General features: G+C 62.8%; 26 protein-coding genes. 7 read left to right on the top strand and 19 right to left on the bottom strand.

The features are described 5' to 3' along the window. Nucleotides 1–24 precede the first annotated feature (24 nt). From ABIE35_RS08120 to ABIE35_RS08145, 6 genes are all read right to left on the bottom strand, one after another. Nucleotides 25–1449, bottom strand: a complete 1425-nt coding sequence (locus tag ABIE35_RS08120) for a putative bifunctional diguanylate cyclase/phosphodiesterase (protein WP_354513920.1) — start codon at nucleotides 1447–1449, stop codon at nucleotides 25–27. Beyond that, a complete protein-coding gene (locus ABIE35_RS08125) occupies nucleotides 1446–1949 on the bottom strand; it encodes a hypothetical protein (protein WP_354513921.1) in 504 nt (167 codons plus the stop codon). Before ABIE35_RS08125 ends, ABIE35_RS08120 begins: the two co-directional genes overlap by 4 nt. Then, a complete protein-coding gene (locus tag ABIE35_RS08130) occupies nucleotides 1946–3130 on the bottom strand; it encodes a GGDEF domain-containing protein (RefSeq protein ID WP_354513923.1) in 1185 nt (394 codons plus the stop codon). Before ABIE35_RS08130 ends, ABIE35_RS08125 begins: the two co-directional genes overlap by 4 nt. A 129-nt stretch (nucleotides 3131–3259) precedes the next feature. Then, on the bottom strand, nucleotides 3260–5218 hold the full coding sequence (locus tag ABIE35_RS08135) for a glycosyltransferase (protein WP_354513925.1): 1959 nt from the start codon (nucleotides 5216–5218) through the stop codon (nucleotides 3260–3262). Further along, complete coding sequence (locus ABIE35_RS08140; protein WP_354513927.1) at nucleotides 5218–6927, bottom strand: ArnT family glycosyltransferase; 1710 nt, start codon at nucleotides 6925–6927, stop codon at nucleotides 5218–5220. The genes ABIE35_RS08135 and ABIE35_RS08140 overlap by 1 nt, the downstream gene beginning before the upstream one ends. Further along, nucleotides 6917–8980, bottom strand: coding sequence for a cellulose biosynthesis cyclic di-GMP-binding regulatory protein BcsB (locus tag ABIE35_RS08145; RefSeq protein WP_354513929.1), 2064 nt, complete (start codon nucleotides 8978–8980; stop codon nucleotides 6917–6919). The genes ABIE35_RS08140 and ABIE35_RS08145 overlap by 11 nt, the downstream gene beginning before the upstream one ends. Nucleotides 8981–9141: 161 nt before the next feature. Between ABIE35_RS08145 and ABIE35_RS08150 the strand changes: the two genes are divergently transcribed. Further along, the gene (locus ABIE35_RS08150; RefSeq protein ID WP_207596162.1) at nucleotides 9142–9435 is read left to right on the top strand and encodes a DUF503 domain-containing protein; all 294 of its coding nucleotides are present in this window, start codon (nucleotides 9142–9144) and stop codon (nucleotides 9433–9435) included. On the opposite strand, the gene ABIE35_RS08155 is transcribed toward ABIE35_RS08150, so the two are convergent. Beyond that, a complete protein-coding gene (locus ABIE35_RS08155) occupies nucleotides 9432–10073 on the bottom strand; it encodes a GntR family transcriptional regulator (protein WP_354513931.1) in 642 nt (213 codons plus the stop codon). The genes ABIE35_RS08150 and ABIE35_RS08155 overlap by 4 nt on opposite strands. Before the next feature lie 218 nt (nucleotides 10074–10291). On the opposite strand from ABIE35_RS08155, the gene ABIE35_RS08160 reads away from it, so the two are divergent. The 6 genes from ABIE35_RS08160 to ABIE35_RS08185 are packed head-to-tail and all read left to right on the top strand — an operon-like array spanning nucleotide 10292 to nucleotide 15529. Then, a complete protein-coding gene (locus tag ABIE35_RS08160; protein WP_354513933.1) occupies nucleotides 10292–11647 on the top strand; it encodes an MFS transporter in 1356 nt (451 codons plus the stop codon). Next, complete coding sequence (locus ABIE35_RS08165; RefSeq protein WP_354513935.1) at nucleotides 11644–12438, top strand: carbon-nitrogen family hydrolase; 795 nt, start codon at nucleotides 11644–11646, stop codon at nucleotides 12436–12438. Before ABIE35_RS08160 ends, ABIE35_RS08165 begins: the two co-directional genes overlap by 4 nt. 35 nt (nucleotides 12439–12473) lie before the next feature. Beyond that, a complete protein-coding gene (locus ABIE35_RS08170; RefSeq protein ID WP_354513936.1) occupies nucleotides 12474–13157 on the top strand; it encodes a DUF2848 family protein in 684 nt (227 codons plus the stop codon). Next, nucleotides 13157–14629, top strand: a complete 1473-nt coding sequence (locus tag ABIE35_RS08175; RefSeq protein ID WP_354513938.1) for a 4-hydroxyphenylacetate 3-hydroxylase family protein — start codon at nucleotides 13157–13159, stop codon at nucleotides 14627–14629. Before ABIE35_RS08170 ends, ABIE35_RS08175 begins: the two co-directional genes overlap by 1 nt. A gap of 2 nt (nucleotides 14630–14631) precedes the next feature. Beyond that, a complete protein-coding gene (locus ABIE35_RS08180) occupies nucleotides 14632–15003 on the top strand; it encodes a cupin domain-containing protein (RefSeq protein ID WP_354513939.1) in 372 nt (123 codons plus the stop codon). A gap of 1 nt (nucleotide 15004) precedes the next feature. After that, nucleotides 15005–15529: a flavin reductase family protein gene (locus ABIE35_RS08185; protein WP_354513941.1), complete on the top strand. Its 525-nt coding sequence runs from the start codon at nucleotides 15005–15007 to the stop codon at nucleotides 15527–15529. A gap of 78 nt (nucleotides 15530–15607) precedes the next feature. Here ABIE35_RS08185 and ABIE35_RS08190 read toward each other — a convergent pair whose 3' ends face one another. From ABIE35_RS08190 to ABIE35_RS08245, 12 genes are all read right to left on the bottom strand, one after another. Beyond that, a complete protein-coding gene (locus ABIE35_RS08190) occupies nucleotides 15608–15928 on the bottom strand; it encodes a putative quinol monooxygenase (RefSeq protein WP_354513943.1) in 321 nt (106 codons plus the stop codon). A gap of 62 nt (nucleotides 15929–15990) precedes the next feature. Then, nucleotides 15991–16485: a GNAT family N-acetyltransferase gene (locus ABIE35_RS08195; protein ID WP_354513945.1), complete on the bottom strand. Its 495-nt coding sequence runs from the start codon at nucleotides 16483–16485 to the stop codon at nucleotides 15991–15993. A gap of 111 nt (nucleotides 16486–16596) precedes the next feature. Further along, nucleotides 16597–17490 (bottom strand): carbohydrate ABC transporter permease, encoded by an 894-nt coding sequence (locus ABIE35_RS08200; protein ID WP_354513947.1) that lies wholly within the window; start codon nucleotides 17488–17490, stop codon nucleotides 16597–16599. Further along, a complete protein-coding gene (locus ABIE35_RS08205; RefSeq protein ID WP_354513949.1) occupies nucleotides 17490–18509 on the bottom strand; it encodes a carbohydrate ABC transporter permease in 1020 nt (339 codons plus the stop codon). The genes ABIE35_RS08200 and ABIE35_RS08205 overlap by 1 nt, the downstream gene beginning before the upstream one ends. Nucleotides 18510–18514: 5 nt before the next feature. Next, a complete protein-coding gene (ngcE, locus tag ABIE35_RS08210) occupies nucleotides 18515–19924 on the bottom strand; it encodes an N-acetylglucosamine/diacetylchitobiose ABC transporter substrate-binding protein (RefSeq protein WP_354513951.1) in 1410 nt (469 codons plus the stop codon). A 175-nt stretch (nucleotides 19925–20099) separates the two neighbouring features. After that, nucleotides 20100–20726, bottom strand: a complete 627-nt coding sequence (locus ABIE35_RS08215; protein WP_354513953.1) for a hypothetical protein — start codon at nucleotides 20724–20726, stop codon at nucleotides 20100–20102. 96 nt (nucleotides 20727–20822) lie between these two features. Continuing rightward, nucleotides 20823–21233: an MmcQ/YjbR family DNA-binding protein gene (locus tag ABIE35_RS08220; RefSeq protein WP_354513955.1), complete on the bottom strand. Its 411-nt coding sequence runs from the start codon at nucleotides 21231–21233 to the stop codon at nucleotides 20823–20825. Nucleotides 21234–21283: 50 nt separating this feature from the next. Beyond that, nucleotides 21284–22150 (bottom strand): polysaccharide deacetylase family protein, encoded by an 867-nt coding sequence (locus tag ABIE35_RS08225; RefSeq protein ID WP_354513957.1) that lies wholly within the window; start codon nucleotides 22148–22150, stop codon nucleotides 21284–21286. Between the two features lie 84 nt (nucleotides 22151–22234). Then, nucleotides 22235–22660, bottom strand: coding sequence for a CoA-binding protein (locus ABIE35_RS08230; protein WP_354513958.1), 426 nt, complete (start codon nucleotides 22658–22660; stop codon nucleotides 22235–22237). Nucleotides 22661–22763: 103 nt separating this feature from the next. Continuing rightward, the gene (locus ABIE35_RS08235; RefSeq protein ID WP_354513960.1) at nucleotides 22764–23630 is read right to left on the bottom strand and encodes a hypothetical protein; all 867 of its coding nucleotides are present in this window, start codon (nucleotides 23628–23630) and stop codon (nucleotides 22764–22766) included. Further along, on the bottom strand, nucleotides 23627–24181 hold the full coding sequence (locus tag ABIE35_RS08240; RefSeq protein ID WP_354513961.1) for an RNA polymerase sigma factor: 555 nt from the start codon (nucleotides 24179–24181) through the stop codon (nucleotides 23627–23629). Before ABIE35_RS08240 ends, ABIE35_RS08235 begins: the two co-directional genes overlap by 4 nt. Before the next feature lie 304 nt (nucleotides 24182–24485). Further along, nucleotides 24486–25859, bottom strand: coding sequence for an HNH endonuclease (locus ABIE35_RS08245; RefSeq protein ID WP_354513963.1), 1374 nt, complete (start codon nucleotides 25857–25859; stop codon nucleotides 24486–24488). Between the last annotated feature and the right edge of the window lie 87 nt (nucleotides 25860–25946).

Genomic DNA, 25946 nt, shown 5'->3' on the forward strand with positions numbered 1-25946 from the left:
CCTTCTGTTGTCTTGCAAAGTAGATCAAGCCGGCCAGGTCCGCAGCCGGGTCAATTGCTCCGTAAACTCAGCCTCGGGCAAGGGCCTGCCAAAGTAGTACCCCTGGCCGCTGGCGCAGCCGATACTCCGGAGCGCCGCTGCTTCCTCGGCAGTTTCAATGCCTTCCCACACTCCTTCCAGCCCACAGGACCGGATGACTTCCTGGATGGCCGCCAGAAACGCGAGCTGGGAGGGGTCCTTTCCGAGGTCCTTCACAAACTGCCGGTCCACTTTCACCCGGTTCACGGGTAGTTTCCGCAGGTAGCCCATGGACGAATATCCGGCACCGAAGTCATCGATTTCAAGTCCCACACCCAGCCTGTGCAGGCTGGCCAGGGTGTAGCGGTCCAGCTCATTGTTCTGGATGATGGCGCTCTCGGTCAGCTCCAGGACCAGCGATTCCGGACGCAGGCTTTCCTCGGCAAGTGCTTCGCTGACGTCATCCACGAACTCCAGGCTCTGCAGGTCCGCGGCGGAGACATTGATGCGCATGGAGAAGTCATGCTGGGCCGTGGCCGGGTTGTCCCGCCACTGCCGCAACTGCCCCACGGCGGTGCGCAGGACCCACCTCCCCAGTTCCGCGATGAGTCCCGTAGCCTCGGCTACGGGAATGAACTGATCCGGCATAATCAAGCCGTGCACAGGGTGGTTCCAGCGGACCAGGGCTTCGCAGCCTTCGATCCTTCCCGTGGCCAGCTCCACGATCGGTTGGTAGTTCAGGACCAACTGATCTGTACGGATGGCCTCGCGGAGTTCACCCACAATCTGCCGCTGGAGCTGCCGGGCGTGCAGCGTGGCGGGATCGAACACCCTGAGCTTGTTCCGGCCCTCGCTCTTGGATTCCTCCACAGCGATATCGGCTTCCTGGAGCAGGTCCTCGAGGGTGTGGTGTGGCTCTGCTGTCCGCAGTCCCATGCTTGCACCGCAGCGGACGCTGTTGTTCCCCAGATCGATGTTCGGTCCCAGCGCGGCCAGGATGCGGTTGCCGACGGCGGCGGCCCGGTTTTGCGGGGTGGCGGGCAACAGCACCGCGTATTCGTCGGCACCCAGGCGGGTGACGACGTCGTTCTCCCGTACGGCCGACTGGATGCGCATCGCCACGGTGACCAGAACCTGGTCCGCCGCGGCAAGGCCGGCGGAGTTTTTCAGTGCCTTGAAGCCGTCCAAGTTCACTAGGAGGAGCGCAGGTTGAGCGGAACCGTGGGCCGCGGCGTTCCGTGCCGCAACGAAAGCATCCACCAAGGCCAGGCGGTTGCCGAGTCCGGTGAGTGCATCAGTGAGCGCTTCGCGGCGCTGCTCATGGCGGACGTGGTGGAGCTCTTCCATGAGCGCCTGGACGTGCCGTTCCAGTTTTTCGATGCGGGAGTCAGCGTCAGCGGGGACAAGTCGTCGGGGCTTGGTGCTGGTCACGATTCTTCCAGGCGTCGCAGCGTGGTATCAGCGACAGCCTGCGGCTTGGCAACGGGATTGCGGCGTTCGTCCAGGAACAGCCGGTAGGAGGCGATGTCCATCCTGCCGTCGGACTCCACCCTCTTGCCTGCGCGGTACACGTGGGTGATCCAGGAGCCGCCGAGGATGGCCTCGATCCAGGCGTCGCATTCGGCCAGCGGGAGGTGGACGCGGGTCCCGGTGTTCCTGCGGTGACCGGCGATGGACACCGTGATGCAACTGCCCAGCAGGCCCTTGTCAGCTGTGAACCAGGCCAGACCTTCCACGTCGGCGACGATGGTCAGGTTGGCGCTCCCGTCCTCCACCGATTGGACGGGACCCATCCGGACTGACCGGCGGTCCGCATTCAGGGACGTCGGCGTTCCGGCCTTGTAGGGAGGGCTGGTGATGTTTTGCCGGAAGGCGGACAGCTCCTGGGTGTGCTGGATCTGGATCCTGGTGGTGAGTTCGTTGAAGGTCATGATCGTGCCTCATCCGCGATAATGGCCGCCTGATGGCGGTCGGCTCCTACAATCCGGTTTCTTCCTTGCGCTTTGGCGCTGTACAGGGCTGCGTCCGCCACTTCGATCATGAATTTCATGTCAGCACCAGCGGGGATGCTGGAGGTGACTCCATAGCTGATGGTGGGAAATGCGACGCCCTCGGGCGCCGGTGTGGCTGCCATCCGGCGGCTGATTTCGGCTGCGATGTCCTCTGCCCGGTCCTGCGTGGCCCCGGGCAGGAACAGGATAAATTCCTCACCGCCGTAACGCCCGATGAGATCGGTGGACCTGACCGAGGCACCGCAGGCTTCAGCGAAGGCCTGGAGTGCCTTGTCCCCGGCCCCGTGGCCGAATTCGTCGTTGACGGCCTTGAAATGGTCAAGGTCCGCAAGGACTACGGCTGCGCCGGATCCTGCGGACTGCAGGCGGTTGAGTTCCGTGGTGGCCATGTCCAGGAAGGTCCCCCGGTTGAGGAGTCCGGTCAGGTGGTCGCGGTCGGCCCGCTCCTTGAGTCCCTTGATGAGTTGGTCGCTGGTGAGGGCGGTCATGCTGAAGGACACAGTGACCAGGAGCACCATGGATATCAAGGCCGAAGGTGCAGGTCCAAAGTAGGTGGTGAACGTATGGCTTGACGGGCCTTCAAGCGCAAAAACCAGCCACCTGCCCAAGTAATAGCCGGCAAGCAGGCCTGCCGCGACGGACAGGGCTTTGTGGACCTGGGAGTGCGAGGACTTGATGAACCACAGGTCGTAGGCGGCCAAGGCAATGCCCACGGTCATCATCGCCAGATAAACGAATCCGCCGGACCACACATTGGTCCCGGGACTATCCAGGAAGGACGCGACGGCGGTGACGGCGGGACCGATGGCCAACTGCCATGGTGCAGCTTTCTGGTCCCGAAGGGTCTTTGCGCCTGCCCAAACGCTGAACGCTCCGGCCACCACCAGGATGTTGCCCACGGGGTTGGCCCACTGCTGGTGAGGGGTGCCGTTGAGCAGGAAAGCTGCGTTGCCCACCATGAATTCCAGCAGGGCCAGGCTCCACCAGCCTGCATAGGGTGAGCGGGTGCGCTGGAAGGAGATACAGAACAGCACCAAGAGCGTCACCGTGACCACGCCTAAACCAACCCGTACCGAGAAAGCATCGAGCACCGTGTCCAACCCCCTCAGCTGGTCATCCTGCGGCTTTGAGTTCAGTGTGGCGAGGCTTCCTCAACCCCACTGCGGCATTTGCTCAGGATTTGCTCAAGATCAGGGGTGGCACCAACGGCGGGAGAAACGGGTGTTTCCTCAACCAACCCAGTGACCGTCGTCGTGGTATTCGGCCTCCAGCCCGTGCGGCGTCTTCTCCCACTTGTGCGGGCTGGTGAGCATTTGCCAGGCCGCCCGCCAGGCAGCTACTGAGTGCAGCACCCAATAAAACGGGTTGAGCAGGGCGAAGATCGCGATCCTCCATCCGTGCCGGCGGAGGGTAGCGAGACCGGAGACGATGATCATCATGGCGTTGCCGAACAGCATGGACACCACTCCGCCCACCAGCAACCATTCGGGCAGGACCAGGCCAACAATGTCGTAGCCGATGTAGGTGACCACGGTGAAGCCCACCACCAGCGGGTAGGCCAGGAACGCCAAGGGTGTGCCAAGGATCAGGCCGAGGAACCCGACGGCGCCGGCAACACCTGTGCTCTTGATGTATCGCACCGTGTTCCGGGTGTTGACGGCCGAGGTGACCATGTAGCCCTTGATCCAGCGGGTGCGTTGCTTGATCCACGCCGGCACCTGCGAGCATGCTTCTTCCCACGTAGTGGAATTGATGACGCCCACGCGGTATCCGTCCACGGCCGCCCGCAGCCCCAAGTCGGCATCCTCCGTGACGTTCCATGGGTCCCACGCGCCGACTTCCTTCAGCAGCGAGGTCACAAAGTGGTTGGAGGTCCCACCCAGCGGCAGCGGGATCCCCGAGTTGTCCAGGCCCGGGAGCATCGAGTCGAACCAGTGCGTGTACTCGATGGTGAACATCCGGGTGAGGACGTTCTGGTCCGCATTGAAGTAGTTCAGTGCAGCCTGCACGCAGATCAGCGGTTTGCGTCCCGGGTTGAGGTGTTCCCGTTCAAAAGCGTCCTGCTTGAACGCGGCGATGGACGCACGCAGCTGGCCGGGTTCGGGGCGGTCTTCGGCATCATAAATGACCACATACTCGCCGCGGGCGAACGTCAGCCCGTAGTTGCAGGCCCTGGGCTTGGTCTGCGGCTCACCTTTGGGCACGATGAGGATTCGGACGTATTCCGGTGGCCGCGAAGCCTTCGCCGCGGCGATGGTCTCGGCGTCGTCTTCTTCAAGGAGGACCAGGACATCCAGCTTGGAACGTGGGTAGTCCAGCTGGCCCAGGTTGGTCAGCAATTTGTCGATGATGTTCGCTTCCCGGAATACAGGAACCAGGATCGTGTAGACAGGCAAGTCGCCATCGGGGACCCGTTCCTCCGCCAAGGGAGGCAGTCCACGAATGGCCCGCTCCTTATCCCTGGCTTTGGCCACGGCGGCGTCACGCATCCTGTCGAAGGGGCTGCGGAGACTGGCGAGCGTCTTGAAGCCGATGCTCACCAGGAATACAACGTTTGCTGCTGCCAGCAGGACGATCAATGCCGTCAGCGGAGAGAGCACGAACGCAGTGATTAGTCCCGTGAGCAGGACCACCGGGAGGTAGCGCTGCCATGGGGTCAGGGCGGTACGCGCGGATTCGCCGGGCCGCTCTTCGGCAAGGCGCTCGGCGGATTCGTAGAGGAGGTGGCGCCGGAAGGAACGCTGGATGGACTGGTTGATGTCCCAGTCGGTGGTGGTGCGGAATTCAACAGATGCGGCGCCGAAAAGACGCGCCGCTTCCTCTGCGATGGCCGTTGACGGAGCCACCGCAGTGGCCACCGTCAGTACGTCACCGTCCATCTTCCATGGCAGCCACTGGGGCTCGCCCACATCGCTGTACCCCAGCACCTCCATCAGCTGGTCGTCCACCGGTTCAGCCACCAGGTCCACCAGCGGCGCGTCCCAATGCTGTGCCAGGACTTCATAAATCCGACGGCGGTCCAGCCCGGCCTCCAGGATCAGGTGCCTGCCCAGCAGCCCACCTTCGCTCGCCGCTCGATCCAGCGCACGCTGCAGCTGTTCCGGGGTGATGAGCCCCGCCGCAAGCAGCGTCTGGCCAATCGACTGCCGGTTGAGCGTGGCGTCCGCCAAGCGTGAAGGTGAAGTCATCAGTGGGAGGACCTTTCATAGATCCGGTGGGTGGGAGTCGAGAAAGCCACGGAGTAGCGGACAGTGAACGACGGGTTCGCCACGATCGCCTGGTACACCAGGTCCGTGGGCCCCGAGTCCCGTGCCCCCGTTCCGGCTTCAACGTTGACGAACACCCACTGCGCATATTTGGCGGGATCCTCCAGCGCCGGAGCAAAGTAGTCTCCGGAGGCGCGGTTGTAGATCTCCTTAAGGGGAATGCCCATGACAGGAAGCACGGCGTTGCCCCTGGCGCTCTCATCCATGAGGATTCCGCCGGACTCGTAGTGCTCGTTGAGCCAGCGCGCCGCTGCCGTGGAATTGGTGGTGGACTCCGCTGACATCCGCCCTTCCGCCAGGACGGCGAGCCGGCCCGTGGGATCCTCAGCCCACCAGAGGTCCTGCACCACGAGTCCAGCCAGCATCGCGCCGATCAGCACCGGCTTGATGCGGGCCGGGCGGGTGAATTCCTCCACCACCACGGCTACCAGGATGGCCACCAGGGGCAGCGCCGTCAGCGCGAAGCGGTTGTTCCACCACGTTGACGGCAGCGAATGGTCGTTGTTGATGGCCGTCTGCCCCAGGAAGAGGCTCAGCACCGCAAAAGCGTACGCACTGCCGGTCACCGCCACCAGTAGGGTGCTGTTGGCAAAGCCCCGCCTGAAGACCAGCACGACGGCGCCGCATGCCGCCAGCGCGAGGACCACCACGCCGACTGTCTCCAGCAGGGACCAATGGAAAGTAGTCAGCGTGAGTCCCAGGTTGCCCTTGGTGGGCAACAGGCCGCCGTCGGTGATGTTTTTCTGCTGCGCGTAGGCGGAGTACTGCCCGAACATGAACTCCAGCGGGTTGCCGTAAATGGCCCAGTTGTAGGAAATCCACCAGAGGACCGCCGCGGCCGGGATCATCACGTAGCCACCGGCCATGATGAATGCCTCCCGCCACGCACCGGTGCGGCGCTTGGCAACGATGAGCACCAACAGTGTTCCAGTCATCACCAGCGCCCAGCCTTCGTAACGGGAGAGCACTGCGGCGGCGGACGGAATGCCGGCGAAGACGGCCAACTCTCCGGCACTCATTCGACGGCGGCTGGTGGCCCAGTGCGCCAGGCCAGCCATGCCGCCCACGATGCACATGATGAGTACCGGCTCGGTCAGCGCTGTGGTGTAGACGTAGAGGACGGCCGGATTTGCGAGGACCACCAGTGTGGTGGCGAGCCGCCCGGCCCTGCCCAATCCGAGGCGGGCTGCGATCAAGTACAGGCCGGTGGTGGTGGCGGACAACGCCAGGATCCCGAGGATTCCGGCCGCCCAGCCCGTGCTGAATAGCCACATGTTCAGCACGAACGGAGCCAGCAACAGGTGCGGCATGGGCAGCCAGACGGTGCCCAGCTGCTCAAAACCGGGCGCTTTGCTGTCGAAGATCCGCCGGGCGATGGTCAGGTGGCTCTGGGCATCCGAATAGTCCAGGTTGGTGCCATGGCCGATCGTGTACAGGCAGGCGAGGTAGCCGACCAGCAGCGAAACCACCGCGACAACCCTGGTGCCGGGAACCTTGCGCCCCACCACGGGGGCACCGAGCCGCGCCCAGGCCCACGTGACCAGCCCGGTCACAGAACGCAGCAGTGTCAGCGACCGCACCGCAGACTGCCGGTGGGCAGCCCGCGGACGAGCGGCGGCGCTAGTTGCCATGACCCGGTTTCGTCGGTCCTGTGGCGTCTGCAGGTTGTCCCGCCTTTTGCTCAGCATCCACATATGCCCGTGCTGCCTGGGCACGACGCCGCAGGAGCACTGTCCGGGCTGCGAACGCCAGGCCCAGGACCACCACTGCCCCGCCGATCCACCAGGCATAGGGACGGTAGTCATCGGTCACGGCCTTCTGCGGAACCAGCACGTTGCTCTCCAGCAGAACGGGAGTTCCCGACGGCTGGGTCACCAGGAGGTTCCGGGACAGCGATGCCCAGCCGCCTTCAACTGCACCCACATGGGAGGCCAATGAAGACTGGAGCGTGGACGCAGCGGCAGCATCTTTTTCCGGTGCCCAAGCACCAAGGAGCAGCAGATTCCGGCCGCCTTGCTCAAAAGCCTCCAACACGCCGTACGGAGCCGAGGCGCCCACGCCGTATTCGACGTCGTCAGGCGAGATGGTGCGGAACTCCGCCAAGCGCAGCGGTGCAGAGAGCCTATTTGCGACGTCGGCGGTGGCACCAACCACCAGCCCGGACTCGCTGGAACCGGCCAGGGCGTCGAGGCCCACTACGCGGGGATCCAACAGGGAAGCACTGTCACGCTGCAGGGAAGCCAGCAGCGTCGCTGCGTTAACGGTGTTGGCTTGGCCGTTGCCATCGCCGAACGCTACCGGAACGCTCTGTCCGAAAGCCTGGGGGAACCGTTCGAAGCCGGCTTTCGTGGATCCGCCACGGACAGCGGTGAGGGTGCTGCCAGCGGTGTCCAGGGTGACTTCCATGGGCATGACACCTGCGGGCCCGGTGCAATCGCCGCCTGCCGGGAGGGCGGCCAGACGGATCCGGAGGCCGTTTTTCGCCTGTAGCTGGCCCGCTGGAACCTCAGCATCCACCGTGAAGGTGTCTCCGCCGTCGAGGTTCTTGGAACTGAGCAGGTAGTCATTCCAGAAGACCGAGAGCTGCGCCTGTGCGTTGTCCGGGACGGCCGTGTGCGTGCCCTTGAGCTGGACTTTCACCGAGGAGACCGGGCCTCCGAACTGCGACTGGGTGACGCCGACAAAGGATTCCGGGGTGCCGTAGCCGGAGAGTTTCAGGGTGGTGCTGCCCAGGTCCTTGAGGCTCTGGACCAGGCCCGGTGCGGCAGGCAGCGCCGAGGTCAGGCCGGTCACGGAGGAGGTCACGGCCAGTGCGGTTTTGTCGCTGGCAAGCGCGCGGGCGGCGGTGCGGAGTTGTTCGTCGTGGCCGCTGAGGATGAGCTGCGGGAGGTCGGCTGCCGTGGCCAGTTTGGTGGCGGTTTCACCCTGGTCTGCGATGACGCTGAGGATCCGGCTGCCGGCAGGGAGGGTGGCAACGCGCGCCACCAGCTCGGCTTCCGGAACCACTGCGACGGCGGCGTCCGGATAGCGTTGGGCCATGGCGGCCGAGGCGGTCATGATGGCGGCGGACACATCCGCGCCGGGATCCGCGGGGACGGGAAGCACGACGGCGGGCACGGACGCCGGGAAGAACTCGCCCACCGTGGTGGGTGCTTTGGCGGTCCCGCTGAAGTCGACCATCATGTTGTTCAGGGTTGCTGTGGCATTGGAGACCACACACATGGTGTGGGTTACCGGTATGAACTGCAGCCCCACCGTAAGTTGCTGGCCAAGAACGTCGGCATTGCTGACTGATTCGTCCAGGGGAACGATGGCTGCAGCGTTCGCTTCGAGGATGACCCGGCCGTTGACCGTTGCCCGGACCGTACCCTCAGGTTTCCCCGAGACCGCGATGGTCCCCTTCACCCGGGTGGGCTCCAACCCTGCCGTCACGGGCACCACTATCAGCTGCTCAGCCTGGCCGGCGAGCGCTGAAACACTGGAGGATGCCCGGACAGCCGTTCCCTGGCCCGGAGTGGCATCTGCGTGTGAGGGATCTGCCGGTGAGGCGGAGGCAGATGCAGCGCCAACACCCAACGCACTGACGGTGGCCAGTGCAAAGCTGGCGGCGCAGGCGAGCAGGATGCGGACCGGATGAAAGGGGGCGCGGGTGCGCGGGCGTAGCCGGGCAGGGGTTTGGGGCACGATGTCAGTCCTGAGTAACTAGCAGCGAATGAGTCCGTCGGCCGTTTTGGGCCAACCTCATAGACACTGCCGAACGGAACTCAAGGCGCCTTGCTGCATTGGCTCAAGATTTGATCAAGTCCGCATGGCCCACGTCACCTGACCTGCGGCGATAATGAACCATGTGGATCGGGTGGATTGAGTTCGACGTCCTTTTGGGCGATGTCCATAGTCTCAAGGAGAAGCGCTCCATGGTCCGGCCCCTCGTAGCCGAGCTCAAACGCCGCTTCGACGTGTCAGCTGCCGAGACCGGGCTCCAGGACCAGCATCGGCGTGCACTGATTGGAGCCGCATTGGTGGCCCCGGATCACGCCCACCTTCAGCAAGTGCTCGACGCCGTTGAACGGTTCGTGGCTGCCCGGCCGGAGTTTGAGCTGCTTAGCGCACGGCAACGGGAGCTGCACAGCGAGGACTAGTACCCGATCACTGCCAGGCGTGTGGAATCCAGGTGCGCGTCGATGGCTTTGTGTGCTTTGTCGAGGCTTCGGCTGCGGAGTGCGTCAACGATCAACTGGTGTTCCCGGAGGACGTCCCCGGCCCGATCCGTGCCCTGGCTGACGGCTTTGACGCCGATCCTGAGTTGTTTCTGCCGGAGTGACGCGTAGAAATCAGCCAGGACGGGGTTGCCGCCAGCACGGACCATGAGGGTGTGGAACTCGGTATCCAGTTCGATGAACCTGGCGGGATCGTCCCGGGCTTCCTGCTGCTGGTCAATCACGCGCTGGAAGGCATCAATCTGCGCATCAAGCATGGTTTCCACCGCCGAGACGGCCCATTTCTCCACAACTGACCTGGCCTGCAGGATGGCACGGACGTCGGGATCAGAGATGGGTGGCACGTAGGCGCCCTTGTGCGGGATCCGCTTGACGAATCCTTCAGCTTCGAGGCGCAGCAGTGCCTCACGTACGGGCGTTCGTGAAGTACCCGTGGTCTTGGCCAGGACTCCCTCGTTCAGGAATGTTTCTTCCTCACGCGGCAGGGCTGCAATGTAGCTTTTCATCCACTGGTAGGCCACTTCTGGCTGCGACTGTGCAGTGGGGGTCATCTGGATCATGCAGAGCCTTTCTCGCGTAGCCCAGTATACGAGTTGCATTCAGCAGCGTGGGGGACATCAAAAAAACTTCTGCTTCAAATATAGACAGGTTGTATACAACGCGTCTACAGTGATCTTAGTGACTCCGCTCACGCATCGGAAATACCCCAATTTTCCTGGGAGCCCGCGGCCCGCCCCACCGGAAGCTACGCGGCTCCCAATCGCAAAGGATCCCCACAATGACCGATATGAAGAAAGCAGAACTCAGGCAACAGAAGCACTCCAGCTTGCCTGTGGTAGCTGCTTCAAGCCTGGCCGGCACAGCCGTGGAATGGTATGACTTCTTTCTCTACGGCACGGCAGCCGCGCTGGTGTTCAACAAGCTCTACTTCCCCACCGATGATCCCCTGGTGGGCACCATGCTGGCACTCGGAACGTTCGCTGCGGGCTTCCTTGCACGCCCGATCGGTGCCATAGTCCTGGGGCATCTGGGCGATAAGCATGGCCGGCGTGCCACGTTGGTGGCCAGCCTGATGCTCATGGGGGTCGCAACCACCCTCATCGCCTTCATTCCGTCGTACGCAGCGATCGGCCTCGCAGCACCTCTGTTGCTCCTGCTGCTCCGCTTGATCCAGGGGTTTGCCTTGGGTGGCGAATGGGGCGGAGCTGTCCTCCTCGTCTCCGAGCACAGCAATGAGAGCGCACGGCGCGCGTTCTGGGCCTCCTGGCCCAATATGGGACCGCCCTTGGGCAACCTGATGGCCGCCGGCGTCCTGGCCATCCTCGCCGCCACCATGCCGGAGAGCGAGTTCCTGGCCTGGGGCTGGCGGATAGCCTTCGGCCTGTCCGCACTCCTGGTGGTCATTGGCCTGGTCCTGCGGCTCTACGTTCAGGAAACCCCGCTGTTCAAGGAAGCACAGCGGAAGCGCGAGGCCGAGGGCAACAAGGAACGGAAGATGCCCCTGACTATCCTGTTCCGCCGTAACTGGCGCGAAATCCTCATCGCCACCGGCAGCCGGATGGGCGAGAACGCAGGCTTCTACATCTATTCGCTGTTCATCATCACCTACGTCACGCAGATCATGGGACTGCAGAGGCAGACAGGCCTCACCGCCGTCATGATCGGGCAGGGCGTGGCTGTCGTCGCTATTCCCATCCTTGCGCTGTACGCGGACAAGGTAGGCCGGAAACCCATTCTGATCGGAGCGTCGATTGCCACCATGGTGTGGGCCTTCGCGTTCTTCGCCCTGCTCAATACCGGACAGACCTGGGGAATCATCGCGGCCGCCGTGGGCGGACTGCTGATCTTCGCGGCATACAGCTCGGTCATCGGCGCCTTCTTCTCCGAACTCTTCCCCACGGACGTCCGGTACAGCGGAACCTCGGTGTCCTACAACCTGGCATCGCTGATCGCCGGTTCGTTGTCACCGATCATTGCCTTGGCCCTCTACAGCGCTTTCGGCACCGGCTATGCGATCGGCATCTACCTGGCCGCCATGGGCCTGATCTCCATGGTCTCGGTGATGTTTGCCAAGGAAACCAAGGGCCTTCGCCTCAGTGACCTGGACGACGAACCCGCAAAGGAAAAAGTATGAAAATCGCACTCGTCCAGGTAGCCAGCCCGGACTCCGAAAGCCGCGAAGACCGCATCCACCGCGTCGAAGACATCCTTCGGAGTATCAATGGCGCCGAACTGATCGTCTTGCCGGAGCTGTGGAGCGCAGGCTACTTCCACTTCGACGAATACGAGGCCTTGGCGGAGACAATCACCGGCCCCACGGTGACCATGTGCTCTCGTGTAGCCAAAGACCTCGGCGTCTACCTTCATCTCGGCAGCATCATCGAGGCGGGCGACGACGGCCGGCTCAGCAACACCTCCATCCTGCTGGGCCCTGATGGCAACGTGGTCCACACGTATCGGAAGATCCATGTATTCGGCTACAAGTCCAAGGAGGCGAGCCTGCTGACAGCCGGGGCCTCGCTTCCCGTGGTTCGCCTGCCCTTTGGAGCGGTTGCGGGCATCACCTGCTACGACCTCCGGTTCCCAGGATTGTGGATGGAGCTGAGCAACCGTAGCGCGGAGATCGTGATCGTTCCCGCTGCCTGGCCGGCGGCCCGGCGTGAACACTGGCGCCTGCTCACCACGGCCAGGGCACTGGAACACCAGATCTTCGTGATCGCCTGCAACGCGGCAGGCACCCAGGAAGGTGTGGACCTCGGAGGGCACAGCAGGGTGGTGGATCCCGCGGGCAACGTCCTGGCCGAAGCGGACGACGCGGAATCAGTGCTCCTGGTGGACATCGATCCCCTGCAGGTCCAGGCGGTCCGCAGCGAGTTCCCCGTCATCGGAGACCGCCTTGCCGCCTACGACACACTCACCGTTTAGAACCAACATCGTTGAGAAGCATTCAAGGAGACGGAATGGAAACAACAAGGCAAGTCCCCCTCACCTTCCGGGTAGTGGGCACAGAGAAGACCATCGTGGTCACGGATTTCCACGCAGTGGTGGCCGGTTACACAGGCCGGGATCCAAAAGCAGTCCAGCACCACATCGATGAACTGGCTGCCATCGGTGTAGCCCCGCCGCCGGAAGTGCCCATGTTCTACCGGATGGACTCGGATCTTTTCGAGACTTCCGGCGAGCATGACGGCTCGAAGAACCTGACCTCAGGTGAGATTGAACCCCTCTACATCCGGCACGACGGCCAGTACTACCTCGGCATCGGATCCGATCACACGGACCGCGACATCGAAGCCCGGGACATCGGCGATTCAAAGCGTGCCTGCCCCAAGCCTGTCGCAGGTGAGGTCATCGCCGTCGATTCCTTGGAAGACCTCGACCTCGACCAGTGCATCGCACGCTCGTGGGTGGACGGCGAGTTGTACCAGGAGGGTTCACTGAGCGGCCTGCGGAAGCCGGCCGACGTCGTCGATCGCCTCCTCGCCCGCACCGACATCGGCGACGCCGACTTCATGTGCCTTGGGGGCACCCTGCCACTGCTGAACGGGAAGTTTGTTGACGGAACTTCCTGGAAGGTGGAGCTCTCCTTCCCGAATGGGACCACCATTGAACATAACTACAAAATGAAGAAAGGCTCACTCTGATGAGGACCGGAAATGAGTATCTGAAGTCCCTGAACGACGGCCGGACGGTGATCCTCGATGGCGAGGTAGTCGGCAACGTCCTGGAACACCCGGCCTTCGCGAAGGTTGCCCGGACCATGTCCGAGCTGTTCGACATCGCAGCCGATCCCGCCAACGGAATGCAATTCCACTCCGAGGAGATCGACGGACCGGCCAACCGGACCTTCGCCGCTCCCCGCACGCAAGAAGAGCTCGTCCTTCGCCGCCAGGCCATCGAAAAGTGGGCCAAGCACACCCACGGCTGGGTAGGCCGCAGCCCCGACCACGTGGGAACGTTCTTCGCCGCGTTCGGTTCCCACCCGGACGTCTTCAAGAATGAGGAACGTGACTTCGCCGGGAACGTTGAACGGTACTACAAGAAGATCCTGTCCGAGAACCTGTACCTTTCCTACGCGATCATTCCCCCGCAGGTTTCCCGCGCAACCACAGCGTCCGGTTGGGAAGGCGAATACCTGCAGGTCGGCGTCGTGCGCGAAACCGAGGAAGGCATCATTGTCCGCGGTTCGCAGATGCTTGCCACGGGCGCCGCGATCGCCGACGAAGTCTTCGTCACCTGCATCAAGCCCTTGGGCCCGGACGACGTGGACTTCGCCGTCAGTTTCGCCATCCCCGTGGCCACCGACGGCCTGAAGCTCTATTGCCGCCGTCCGTTCGCACCGGCCGCCACCAGCGACTTCGACTACCCCCTGACCAGCCATTACGACGAGCCCGACGCACTGGTGGTCTTCGACGACGTCCTCATTCCCTGGGACCGCGTGTTCATCAACCGGAACATCGATACCCTGCGCCGCCAGTTCTTCGACACCGGGGCCCACGCCCTGGGCAACTGGCAGGCCCAGATCCGGTTCTCCACCAAGCTGAAGTTCATCGCCTCCGTGGCCCGCAAGGTCACCCAGGTGAACGGCACGGACAAGATCCCCGGTGTCCAGGAGAAGCTCGGCGAACTCGCCGCAATCGTCCAGTCCGTTGAGTCAGCGGTTCTCGCCGCGGAATACACGGCAACAACGGACGACGCCGGCATGAGGGTTCCCGGAAAGAGCGCACTGTACGGGGCCATGGGCCTGCAGTCCGAGACGTACCCCCGCGTGATCTCGATCCTGAGGGACCTCGTGGGCGGCGGCGTCCTCCAACTGCCCTCCAGCATTGCCGACATGACCAGCAGCGTGACCCGGCCGGACATGGAACGCTACGTCCAGTCGCCCGGCGTCAGCAGCGAGGAGCGAGTCAAGCTCTTCAAGCTCGCCTGGGACATCATTGGTTCCGAGTTCGCCGGCCGTCACCAGCAGTACGAGATGTTCTACGCCGGTGCGCCCTTCGTGGTCCGCGGCGCCTACACCTACCGGAACTATGGCTACGACGCCTTGGTTGCGGAGCTGGACACGTTCCTGGGTTCCTACAGCATTGACGGCGCCACCGCATCGGAGGGGATCTGACCATGGCAAAGCCCGAATTCGAGTTCACCCCTGTTTCCTCGGTGGACTTCGCACCCTGCACCCCGCACGTCGAGGGCCTGTCCGAGGCTATCCTTGCTCGGGATTCTGACAACGACAGCGTTACCCGGATCCTCAAGTTCGAGCCCGGCACGGATACCTCCCCCAACGGCGTCCTGACGCATGACTTCTGGGAAGAGGTCTTCATTTTCGAGGGCTCGTTCGTGGACCAGCGCCTCGGCAGGACGTTCAAAGCCGGAGACTGGGCTACCCGTCCTCCTGGAATGGAGCACGGCCCTTGGGTCTCGGAAAACGGCGCCAAGATGTTCGAAGTCCGGTACTACACGGACCGGGTCCCAGCGGAGCGGAGCAACTGACATGAGCCTGGCACCAGCCTTCACCATCCCCGATGCCATGGGGATGCGCCGCGCCATGGGCCGCTTCCTCACTGGCGTCGCGGTGGTTACCACCCAGCATGAGGATGAGCAGTACGGGATGACCATCAGCTCGCTGACCTCCATCAGCCTGGAACCACCCATCCTGATGATCTCGCTGAACTTCGGTACCCGGACCGGCGAGGCCTTGATGGAAAGCGGCAAGTTCGCGGTGTCCATCCTCGGCGCGAAGCAGGAGTCAGCGGCCCGGCGGTTTGCCGTCCGCGGCGGGGACCGCTTCGGCGACGGCGATTTCGACGTCACTGATAGTGGCCTTCCGGTCATCAAGGGCGCCCTCGCCCAGGCGGACTGCAGCGTGGTGCAGCAGTACGACGTCGGCGATCACCAGGTCTTCTTCGGTCAGGTCACCACGTGCCGGGACCGGGACGGTGAGGTGCTGGCGTTCAAGGCGGGACGTTTCGGCTCGTTCAGCGACTTCGGCCACGCAGAGATCCCCTGGATGTTCTAAAGAGTTGTGCTTAAGCAGGTGGTGCCGGGCTCAACGAGTCCGGCACCACTTTGTTGCATCTGGCTGGTGATGTTCAGGCTACTCGATGGTCAGCTCGCCCATTCGGTCCCAGCCGCTGCCTTCGAACTGGCGGCTGATGATGTGCGGAGTCTCCACGAGGGCCTGGGGCATGTCGGCCATGGCCTTCTTGAAGTGTTCACTGTTGACGTGGGCCTCAGCGGCATCATCCTGAAAAGCTTCCACCAACACGAACTCGTTGGGGTTTTCCACACTGCGCGACCAGTCGAACCACAGATTGCCGGGCTCCTCGCGGGTCGCCTTGGTGAAGTCGGCCACCAGGTCCAGCCAGCGCTCGGACCAATCGGGCTTGACGTTGAACTTGACCACAATAAAGATCACGGGCTGCTGCCTTTCGTTGCACTACAGATCTGTTCCATCTTTTCAGAGTCAAGGGTCCACAGTCACGGGCCGGCCAGCGTCAACGCGTAGCCAGTGAAGGCACGCCCGGTGTCCTCGAAACGTCCCTGCCCTGAGAGAAACCACCCCGCAGCTTCGTAGAGGCGACGGGCTCCAGTGTTGGCAGTCAGCACTCGCAACGTCAGCTGGCCAATCCCCTTGGCACGGGCTTCGTCCTGGGTGGCGGCAAGCAGACGGGTTCCCAGCCCGGAACCCTGTATATCCGGTGCAACCGCCAGCATTGACAGATGAGCAGACCTAACGCTTTGGTCATTGTCTTCAGGCACCAGCAACGAAAATCCGATAATGTGTCCGTCGTTGGCTGAAGCCACCACCAGGGCAGCCCACTCCCGGCCCAACTTCCCAATAGCTCGACCCTCGATTTCCTCCGCGGAACGACCCACGTCTCGATGGGCAATGGCTGCACCCCACAGCTGTGCGCAGGCCGCGGAATCGTCAGGCTTACCAGCTCTTATGGTCACGGGCTCGAGTCTGTCCATGCCGCCCAGTTTTGCACGCCTGCCTGCGCAGCCATGCTTCGGCTTAAACCCGACGACGGCCGCCACCTTAGGTGACGACCGCCGTCGAATGCTGTTTTTAGCTTGGTTGTACTACTTCGAAGTGCCCTGCGAAACGGAACCCTGCAGCTGGCGCTGGAAGATCACGTAGACAATGAGCACCGGAATGACGGTGACGCTAACGGCTGCGAACAGGGCGCCGTAGTCCACTGCATAGCCCATCTGGCCAGCGAAGGCCGCGAGTTCCTGCGAGAGGACCCGCGGTCCGGCGGCGTTGATGGACACCGGAATCAGGAACTGGTTCCAGAGGCCCAGGAAGTTGAAGATGGCAACCGAGGCGAGGCCCGGCTTGGCCATCGGCAACATGACTTGGAAGAACGTCCGCCACTCCCCTGCGCCGTCAAGGGCTGCTGCTTCGGTGATTTCGTGCGGCAGGGACTTGAAGAAGGAGAAGAGGAAAAACACCGTGAACGGCAGCGCGAAGCCCACGTACACGAGGATCAGGCCCGGCAGTGTGTTCAGCAGACCCATGTTCTTCAGCACGAAGAACAACGGCACCATGGCAAGGAAGATCGGGAACGTCAGCCCGGCGAGCATCAGGTAGTAGATGGCCCTGCTGCCCCGGAAGGTGTACCGGGCCAGGACGTAAGCACACATGGCACCAAGGACCATCACGATGACCAAGGCCACAGCGACCACGATCACTGAGTTCAGGAAGGCGCTGCCGATGCCCGCTTCGCTCCACGCCTTAACGTAGTTATCCAGCTTCCATTCACCCGGCAAGGCGAACGGCGAGGCAAAGATCTCGCTGGACGTCTTGAAGGACGACATGAAAGTCCACAAGAGTGGAAGGATGACGATGAGCGTCCAGACGGTCAACGCAGTGTGCGAAACAGCTCCCACCACTTTGTCGCCCGGGGTGGTTGCCGGTTTCCGCGGCTGGAAGTGCAAGGACTTCATTTCCGGAGTTGAGACTTTGGTTGTCATTACAGGCTCACATCCTTATCTCCGCCGGTGAGCCGGTTAACCAGGAACACCAGGCCGGAGAAGATCAACGTGGCAATGGCAAGCACAACACCCATGGCGCTGGCCAGGCCGAACTGTCCCTTGCTGAATGCGGTGAAGAACAGTTGCTGCGCCATCACCAGCGTGGAGTTGTCCGGGCCGCCGCCTGAGTTCAGCGCCGCCATGTAGACGAAAGCGTCCAGCGCGAGGATGCCCATATAGATGTAGGCCGTCTGGATGTTGTCGCGGATCAAGGGAATGGTGATGGACACGGCGGTGCGGAAGCGACCGGCGCCATCAATCCTTGCGGCCTCGAAAAGTTCGGCCGGGATGCCCTTGATGCCTGCCACGAACAGGACCATGTAAAAGCCAACGAAGCCCCACACAATCACAAACATGGTGGCGATCATGGCCGTGTTCTTATCGCCAAGCCAAGCGAAATCCTTGAACTGGTCGAACCCGAGTCCGGTGAGGATGCCGTTGAGCAAGCCACCCGAAGGATCGTAGATCTGGCCCCACATGATGCCGATGGCCACTGCGGGAATGGTGTACGGGAAGAACGAGACCACCCGGTAGAAGCTGGAATTGCGCAAACCCTTGATCTGGCCCTTGCTGCTTCCACCCACCGTCACCAGTGAAGCGAGCACGAGGCTCAGGACGATGGTGATGATCGGGAGGAAGATGACCAGGACGATGTTGTTCGACATGGCCTTCATGAAGATGTCATCGGTAAAGATCTTCACGTAATTCTCGAGGCCAATGAAGTTCTGGTTCGGCGAGAAGCCCGACCAGTCCGTCAGCGAATACCCGAAGGCCTGAATAAAGGGCCAAATCACGAACAAGAGATAGATCGCCAACGGCAGTCCAAGGAACACCGCGAAGAAACTGACCTTGTCCCACGTCAACGGCTTCCGCCGCCGCTTAATGACCTGCGGTGGAGCCGGCGCCGGAACGACGGCGGCGGTCAGGCCGTCGTCGTTCCGGCTCTGCTGAGTTTTCACTGACGTCACTTCACTTCGATCTTCTTGACCGAGCTGTCGTTACGGACCTTGTCGGTGATGTTCTGCAGCGCGGAGGTCAGGGTGGCAACATCGGACTTGCCGTCCAGGAAGGTGTTCCAGACAACCAGCTGGTCCTTGTTGGTGCCGTAGAGGTCGATGAAGTTCCAGGTGTAGATGTCTTCACCGGCATCACTGAGCATCTTCGTCTGCGATACCAAAGCAGTGGAGCCAAATCCGTCAGCCGGGACAGTGTCCTTGACGATGGTGGGAGCCAACTTGGTCTTGGCGAAGTTGGTGGCAGCTTCCTTGGAGAGCATGATGCGGAGCAGTTCCTTGCCACCGGCGGCGTTCTTGCCCTGCGAGGGGACAATGTACGGCTCGCCTGCTGCACTGTGAAGTGCAGTCTGGGGCATCTTGGGGCTGGACGTCACGGACGGGGCCGGGGCACCCATCATGTTGAAGCCTGCCTTGGTCTGGTCCTTCATTTCGTTTTCGATCCAGGAACCCGAAGGGTAGAACACGGCTTCCTGGGCGTTGCTCCACTGCGCCTGTGCTGCGGTGAACTGTGTACCCGAGCCGCCGGGCTTGAAGAAGCCGGCCTTGACGATCTTGTCCAGCGCGGTGAAGACAGACTGGATGGCCGGGTGCGACCAGCAGTCGGCCTTGAGGTTCTCCAGGGCGAGGCGGACTTCATCCCCTCCTTCCTTGATGGCGGAGGCAATGGCCAGTTCCTGGTAGTACGTGGCAGCTTCCTTGCCCCATACGAACAAGTACTTGCCCTTCGCTTTGGCCTGCTCGCCGAGTGCGTACATCTCGTCCCAGGTCTTCGGCACTGTCCAGCCGTTTTCCTTGAGCAGCGAGTCCGAGTACCAGACGGCGAAGACCGTCAGTACGTAGTTCAGGGCCGCAAGCTTGCCGTCGAATGTCCCCGGAGCCAGTACGCCTGTGTACAGGGTGTCCTTGATGACCTTGCCCTCAAGGTTCTTCGCCTCCACGACACTGGTGAGGTCTTCGAGCTGGGCAAGGATGGTGCTGAAGCCAATGGCCTTTGCACCGGAGTTGTCGATCAGGTCCGGCGGGTTGCCACCGACGAAGCGCGGCTGCAGCTCCTGGGCAATGTCCGTGGACGGAGAGATCTTGGCGGTGGAGCCCTCGTGGGTCTTCTCGAAAATCTTGCCTGCGAACTCGACGTAGTCGATGCCGTAGCCACCCTTGAAGATCACGGCGTCGAGGGCGGCTTTGTCAGCCATGCCGAACGGGTTGGTGTCGGAGACGGTGCCCGTGGGACCGGTGGTAGTGGTACCGCCGCCTGCGGCACATGAAGCAATGGTTCCCCCCATGGGCACGAGCACGGCTGCTGCGAGTGCTCCGCGCAGGAATCCACGGCGACCGACGGACTGGTGCTGAACGTTCATTTCTAAACCCTCCAGTGACTCGTAGTGTCGACTGTGCGGCGGAAAAGCCGTTCAGTCAGACAGTCTGGGTTGACGCTCTGGCAGCATCAACCTTCTGTGACATAATTCACCACGAATGATCGAAAATCAATATTTCGCGGTAGTTTCGATCAACATATGTCAAAGCGTGATCTTTCTATGGTCCCTCGGCGAGGGCTTTTCCGCACTCCGTGATGGCCTCCCGGGCCATTGCCTTCTGCCCCTCGGATCCCAGTCGTTCCGCCCATTGTTCGGCCAATTGGAACTCCACCATGGCCTCCGTGAGCCGCTTTTTACCGCGCAGAAACGTCCCGAGGCTAACGTGCAAAGCAATCATCCAGCGCTTGGTCCGCTCATCGCGTGCTGTCGAGGCATATTCGAGGGAGCTTCGCATCCAAACCTCGGCGTGCGCGGCATCTGCGAGCGAGAGCATGTGCAGTGCATCGACGGCCAGGAATTCCTCACCTAGGTGGTCCGCCAGCTCGGCAGCTTGTTCCAGGAGGGGAACGGCCATGGCGGGGCGTCCACCGGCGTTCAAAACCCGCCCGCGCTCCAGGAGGATGCGTACGCCCACGGTGGGCTCGTCGTCGTCGATGTCGTCCAGAAGCGCATCGGCTTCCTCAAAGCGGCCTTGCAAACCAATGGCCCGCCCAAGCTGGGTTGCCAACTCAGCACGTTCGTCGGCGTCGTACATTTCCTCAATCATCGCGGCGCGGAATCTGGCTTCCGAGGCAGCAGGATCGCGAAAGTTCCATAGGTGGTCCAGTGTCTTCTGATCCAGCATCAAACCGCTCCTGACCAGCCCGTAGCTGAGGTCTTTAGGTATGCAGTATCAATCTAGCCCCATGTCAGCGCCGTGGGGAGGGTGTGCGCGGGCGTGTCAGTTGCCCTGCGGCTTTGCGAGCCGGGCCCAGCCCAGTTGCTCCTGCTGCTTGCGGCTCAACGTAGCCACCACCAGGTCGTAAGAGTCCTCCACCATGTCCCTCACCATATGGTCGGACAAGGCACCATCCAGGCGGACACCATTCCAATGGGTCTTGTTCATGTGCCAGGCACCCGTGATTTCGGGGTTCGCCGCCCTGAGCTGCTCCGCCAATGCGGGCTCGCACTTGAGGCTCACGGACCAGTTGTCCGGATCCATCGTGGAAAGGGCGAACATCTTTGCCTCGTGGCGGGCACCCCCGGCGACGGCGGCCCGCACCTTGAACACGGACGTCTCAGGTCCGAACGGGAAGTCTTCAAAGGCGCCTGGAAAGCCCAGGCAGATGTCGCGAAGGGTGGAAACGTCCATGGAGCGAGCCTACTGGCGCTCCGGGCCCGGGGCCACGTCTACGCCGCTGCCTATGCCACGCCCAGGAAGTCCTCCAGCAGCACTACTTCCAGCCCCGCAGCCAACTGGGCCGCGCGGAAAGCAGCGAGGTCGGCGGCGAATTCGGCTCGGAAATGCATGAGCACAATGTCCCCCGGGCGCAGGGAGTTCCCCACCTGATAGTCCATCTTGCCCGCGTTGGCCTTGGCTTCCCAGGTGACGATCGCCTTCATGCCCGATGCCGCCACGGCTTGCCGCATCACGTTGGAGTAAGCCCCTCCAGGCGGCCTGAAGAGCGTGGGCCGGCGGCCGTAGTGCTGGAACGCGTACTCCTGCATTCCCACCATGTCGTTGACCTGCTGCTGGTAACCCCACTGCCGGACCATGTTGATGTTGTGCGTGACCGTATGGTTCTCAATCAGGCTGCCTTGGGCTTTGAAGGCGTTGAAGAAAGCTGGGTTGTCCGCCACGGTGTCCTTGGTGAGGAACAGGGATGCTGGGTAGTCGTACTCCGTCATCAGCTTCACAGATTCCGGCGTCTTGATGTTGCCGTCATCGATGGTCAGGAACACCACCGGGTGCTTGGTCTCGATCTTGCTGATCACTGGCGCCAAGCCGCCCACGATCGGCGGGAGTTGGTAGTCCGGAATGAAGGTGCGCCGGATGCGCTTGGTGGGGGTGGGCGTTGTGGTTGGCGTCGGGGAAGCGGACGACGTCGGAACCTCGCCTCCGACGCCCAATGCACCGTTCTGCCCCGGCGCCTCGGGCGACCCGGCGGCGCCAGTGGGCGTTAGCGCCGGCGTCGAACTTTCCGCTGCTTTACAAGCTGTCAGGCCGGCCACCACGGAAGCGCCAAGGATGCCGAAAGCGGCCCGCCTGCTGGGAGTGGAAAATGGCACCGCAGAATGGCCGCCGAACATGGCTGTCCCCCAAGACTCAAGAATTGATTCAGCTGAAATCTAACAGAGGAATCGGGCCTGGAATCACAAGCCGTAGTGCCAGCCTTCGCGCGCCGGGCAGGAGTTCACTACCACTTCGAGGCCCGCGTCCTTGGCGCGCTGGGTAGCTTCGTCGTCGAATACGCCCAACTGGAGCCACACGGCCTTGGCGCCGATCTCGATCGCCTGGTCGATCACCGCGCCAACCCGCTGGGAGTTGACGAAGCACTCAACAACGTCGATGGGATGCTTGGCTGCCGGAATGTCCGCCAGGGTTGGGTACCCTTTCTCGCCGTGCACGTCCTCGCCCTTGAGATTAACGGGAATTATTTCCATGCCCATTGTGTCCCTGACATAGAGCGAGACCTCATAGGCGGAACGCCATTGGTTGGTGCTGAGGCCCACGATGGCCCAGGTGCCTTTTGTTCGCATCAAGCGTTCCACGACGGCAGGATCGTTGACATGCATCATGCCCCCAGACTACCCCGCCACCGGCGGACATCTTGACCGAATATTCTGCATCTGTTGACGCCGCTGAGGCGGCAAAAGGAGCTCCGATCCAGGTGGCGAGCGTCTATCGGTGACCCTGCTTCAGCCACTTCTTCCACTTGTCCACCCCGGGCTGGAACTGTTCTTCGGTGTGCCTGTCAGACAGCGCCGGAAGCAGCGCTCCCTGCTTGCCGCTGAGCCCGGGCTTTACCGGTTCTCCAGTCTCGGTTTTTGATGCTTCAGCCGTAGGGGAACCCGCGCCCTGCCGCCCGAGCCGGTTCTCCTTGGCCTGCGGCCCCGGGGCGGCGCCGTCAAGTAATTTGTTCGGCTTGGCAGTTCTTGGTTGGGCAGCGCTTGCGTCGGCAGCGCCCGGCTGCGAAGCGCCGGTGTCGGCAGCGCCGGTGTCGGCAGGCTTTGGCGCAGGCACTGCCGGGACGGCGTTGGGCGCCTGTGCCTGTGCCTGTGCCACGTTTTCAGCGGAAGCAGCCGCGGGCACGGGGATGGATGAGGCTTCCGGGGCAGGTGGAATCGCTGCGGGGTCTACAGCAGGAGCCGGCTCCGTGGTGACCCTGGGAGCGTCAGGCGATGGCAGTTCGGGCGCCGCGACTGATGGTCGGGGGTGGAAATTGTTGATGAGCTGGTCAATGAAGGAAGGGTTCCGGGTGAATCCCGAACTGGCCGCGGCGACGCCGCTCACCCCAAGTCCCATTGCAGCCACTACCGCGATGCTGACCACCGTGGTCCGGTGCTTATGACGCCAGCGACGCTTGGACAGTTCATCGTGCGGGCCGGCGATCATGGCAGCGAGTTCCGCGCTGGGAGCGGGAGCCGGAATGTTGGCCAAGGTACCCAGCGAAACCAGCGCCTGGCGGACGTCTGAAGCGTCGGCGAGTTCGGCGTCGAGCAGTAACTCGTCCACGATCGCTTCGCGTTCCATATCCCTGTATGTCATGGCGACACATATTCCTTTACTGCCGAATGCTCACGGAGCGCAATGAGGGCCCGGCGCTGTAATTGCTTGACTGCGCCAGCGGATTTCCCCATGATCTCGGCTACCTGTTCAACCGTCAGCCCGGCCACGATACGGAGATGCAGGACCTCCCGCTGGTCGTCACGCAGATCGTCCAGGAGCGCCGCAACCTCATATGGCGCCAGTCTGGACAAAGCTTCGGCCTCCGCAGAGCTCGATTCGCGTGTGTCCCGTTCGGGCTCGAACTCGTGCTGTATCGGCGCCCGGTTTTGCTTCCGATGCTCATCCACCATTCGCGCATGGGCCACCGAGAAAATGAAAGTCCGCAAGCCATGTTCGCCGCCGCTGAGCTCGTCGAGCCGCGGCAACACGGCCAGGAACACGTCCTGCGTACTTGCTTCAGGATCGGGCACGCCTTTGGCCGTCAGGTATCCGAGAACCTGGCCCGCGTAGGCCTGGTAGACGGCGCTGAACAGTTCCGCGGTATTGCCCTTGAGCGCATGAAGCGCTTCGTCGGTCAATGCGTCGGTCACAATTGTGGGACTTTCGATCGGCGGCAGGTCCGTGGCTTTCCAGCCAGGTTGCCCGCGTTGAACGACGGACAACCCCACCAAGGGTATCTGCTCTGCCGGGTCATCCCCAGGGAGGACCCGCTTGTCCGGAAAACTACTTTGGACAGTCTATTCCGGACAAGGAAGAGCCGAGCTGGAACATGATGGGGGACAAATTCCAGCTCGGCCCTTTCACAGACGTAATCGACGACGTACGCCAAAGGGTTACGCGGGGTACAGAGTTTTTTGAAAACTTTTTGAGGGCAGCTGTCTTTATTTTCCTGCTTTACGTTCTGGTGGGTCGGTGTCCGGGGAGTGGTGGGGCTTTGGAGTGGTAGGTGTGTCCGGTGGGTGTGGTGATGTGCAGGGTGTGGGTGGCTGCGGGCAGGGGTGTGGCGGTCCAGCCGGGGTTTTCTTTGGTGTGGTTGCACGCTTCGCACAGCCCTGCGCCGTTGGCGAGGGTGGTGGTTCCGCCGGAGTGCCAGGGCACGATGTGATCGATGTGCCGGATGGGCGCGTCGCAGTACGGCGTCCTACAGGTGTGGTCCCGGGCCTGGATGAATCGCCGGTGTCGGTGCGGGAAGAGCCGGGCTTTGGAGTCCATGGCCAGCAGTTCCCCGCTCCCGGGTGCGGTGTAGAGCCGCCGGACCCAGACCGCGAAGTCCTGCTCTTCGTCAGCCCGTGCTTTGGTCCCGGCCCCGGCGAGGGGTTCTTCCGCACCGATCAGGGTTCTGACCCACTCCGCGGGGACGATGCCGTAGCCGTGGAGGCGGGCCGGTTCGGAGTCGCCCTGGAACAGGGTCCGGTCGGTCATGACGAGCTGGAGTTCAACACCGGCGATCCCGCTGGGTGTGCCGGTGAGGCGTTCGGCCAGGGTGTCGGCCATGACCTGCCCGCGGCCCCGGGGATCACCACTGGAACGGGCCGCATCAGCGGCCCGGGTCAACGCCGCATAGGCGGCCACCCCTTGGGCGACCGGCAGCAGCGCGGTCAGATAAGTCATGGTGTCCGGCGCCGGGCGCAGACTCACCGACCGTTCCGTCGCGGCGTGGCTGGCCCGTTGCGCCACCGACCGTGGATCACGACGGTACGCAGCCGCTTTCACCGCAGCGACCAGGGCCCGGTCACCGAAACCCTCGAAAGTCCCGGTATCAGGGGCAAGTTCGGCATCCACCGCAGCCCGGTCCTCCACCGACAAACACGCTGTTTCCTTCACCAGCAGCGTCGCCCGCCACTCGTTCAACTGGCCCTTGCTCAGCGCCGCCAGGGTGCGCGGCATCTCCATCACCAGGGCCTTCGCCAAGCCCAACAACCTCGCTCCCCGGTTGGGGGATTCCCGCCGCGCCAACGCCACCTGCGCCCCCACGCCCTTGCCACGCTCCGCCGCGGGCACCCCGGCCCCGGCCTGCTCGGCCCGCTGCGCCAAATCAAACGCCACAGCAATCTGCGCCTGCAAACCGGAGATAGCCGACTTCATCTCCTCCAACACCCGCAACTGAGTAATCAAATCGCCGCTGATAGTGCCGGACTGAACTGAACCGGACTGAACTGAACCGGACTGAACTGAACTCCCAGACCGGCCCACGCCCCGGGAAACAGCAAGAAGCGGCACAGCAGACACCCCCGCCGTCTTCGCCTGCCCTTCCCGGATCTGCTCCATGCCCCAACTCTCCCAGGAGGCACCGACATTATTGGAGGCTTCGCCCAACCCAGTGAGCGAGCCACCGCGAACCAGCCTTCGTCGCGC

Origin of the sequence: Paenarthrobacter sp. 4246 (assembly GCF_040546855.1) — a bacterium.
GTDB lineage: Bacteria > Actinomycetota > Actinomycetes > Actinomycetales > Micrococcaceae > Arthrobacter.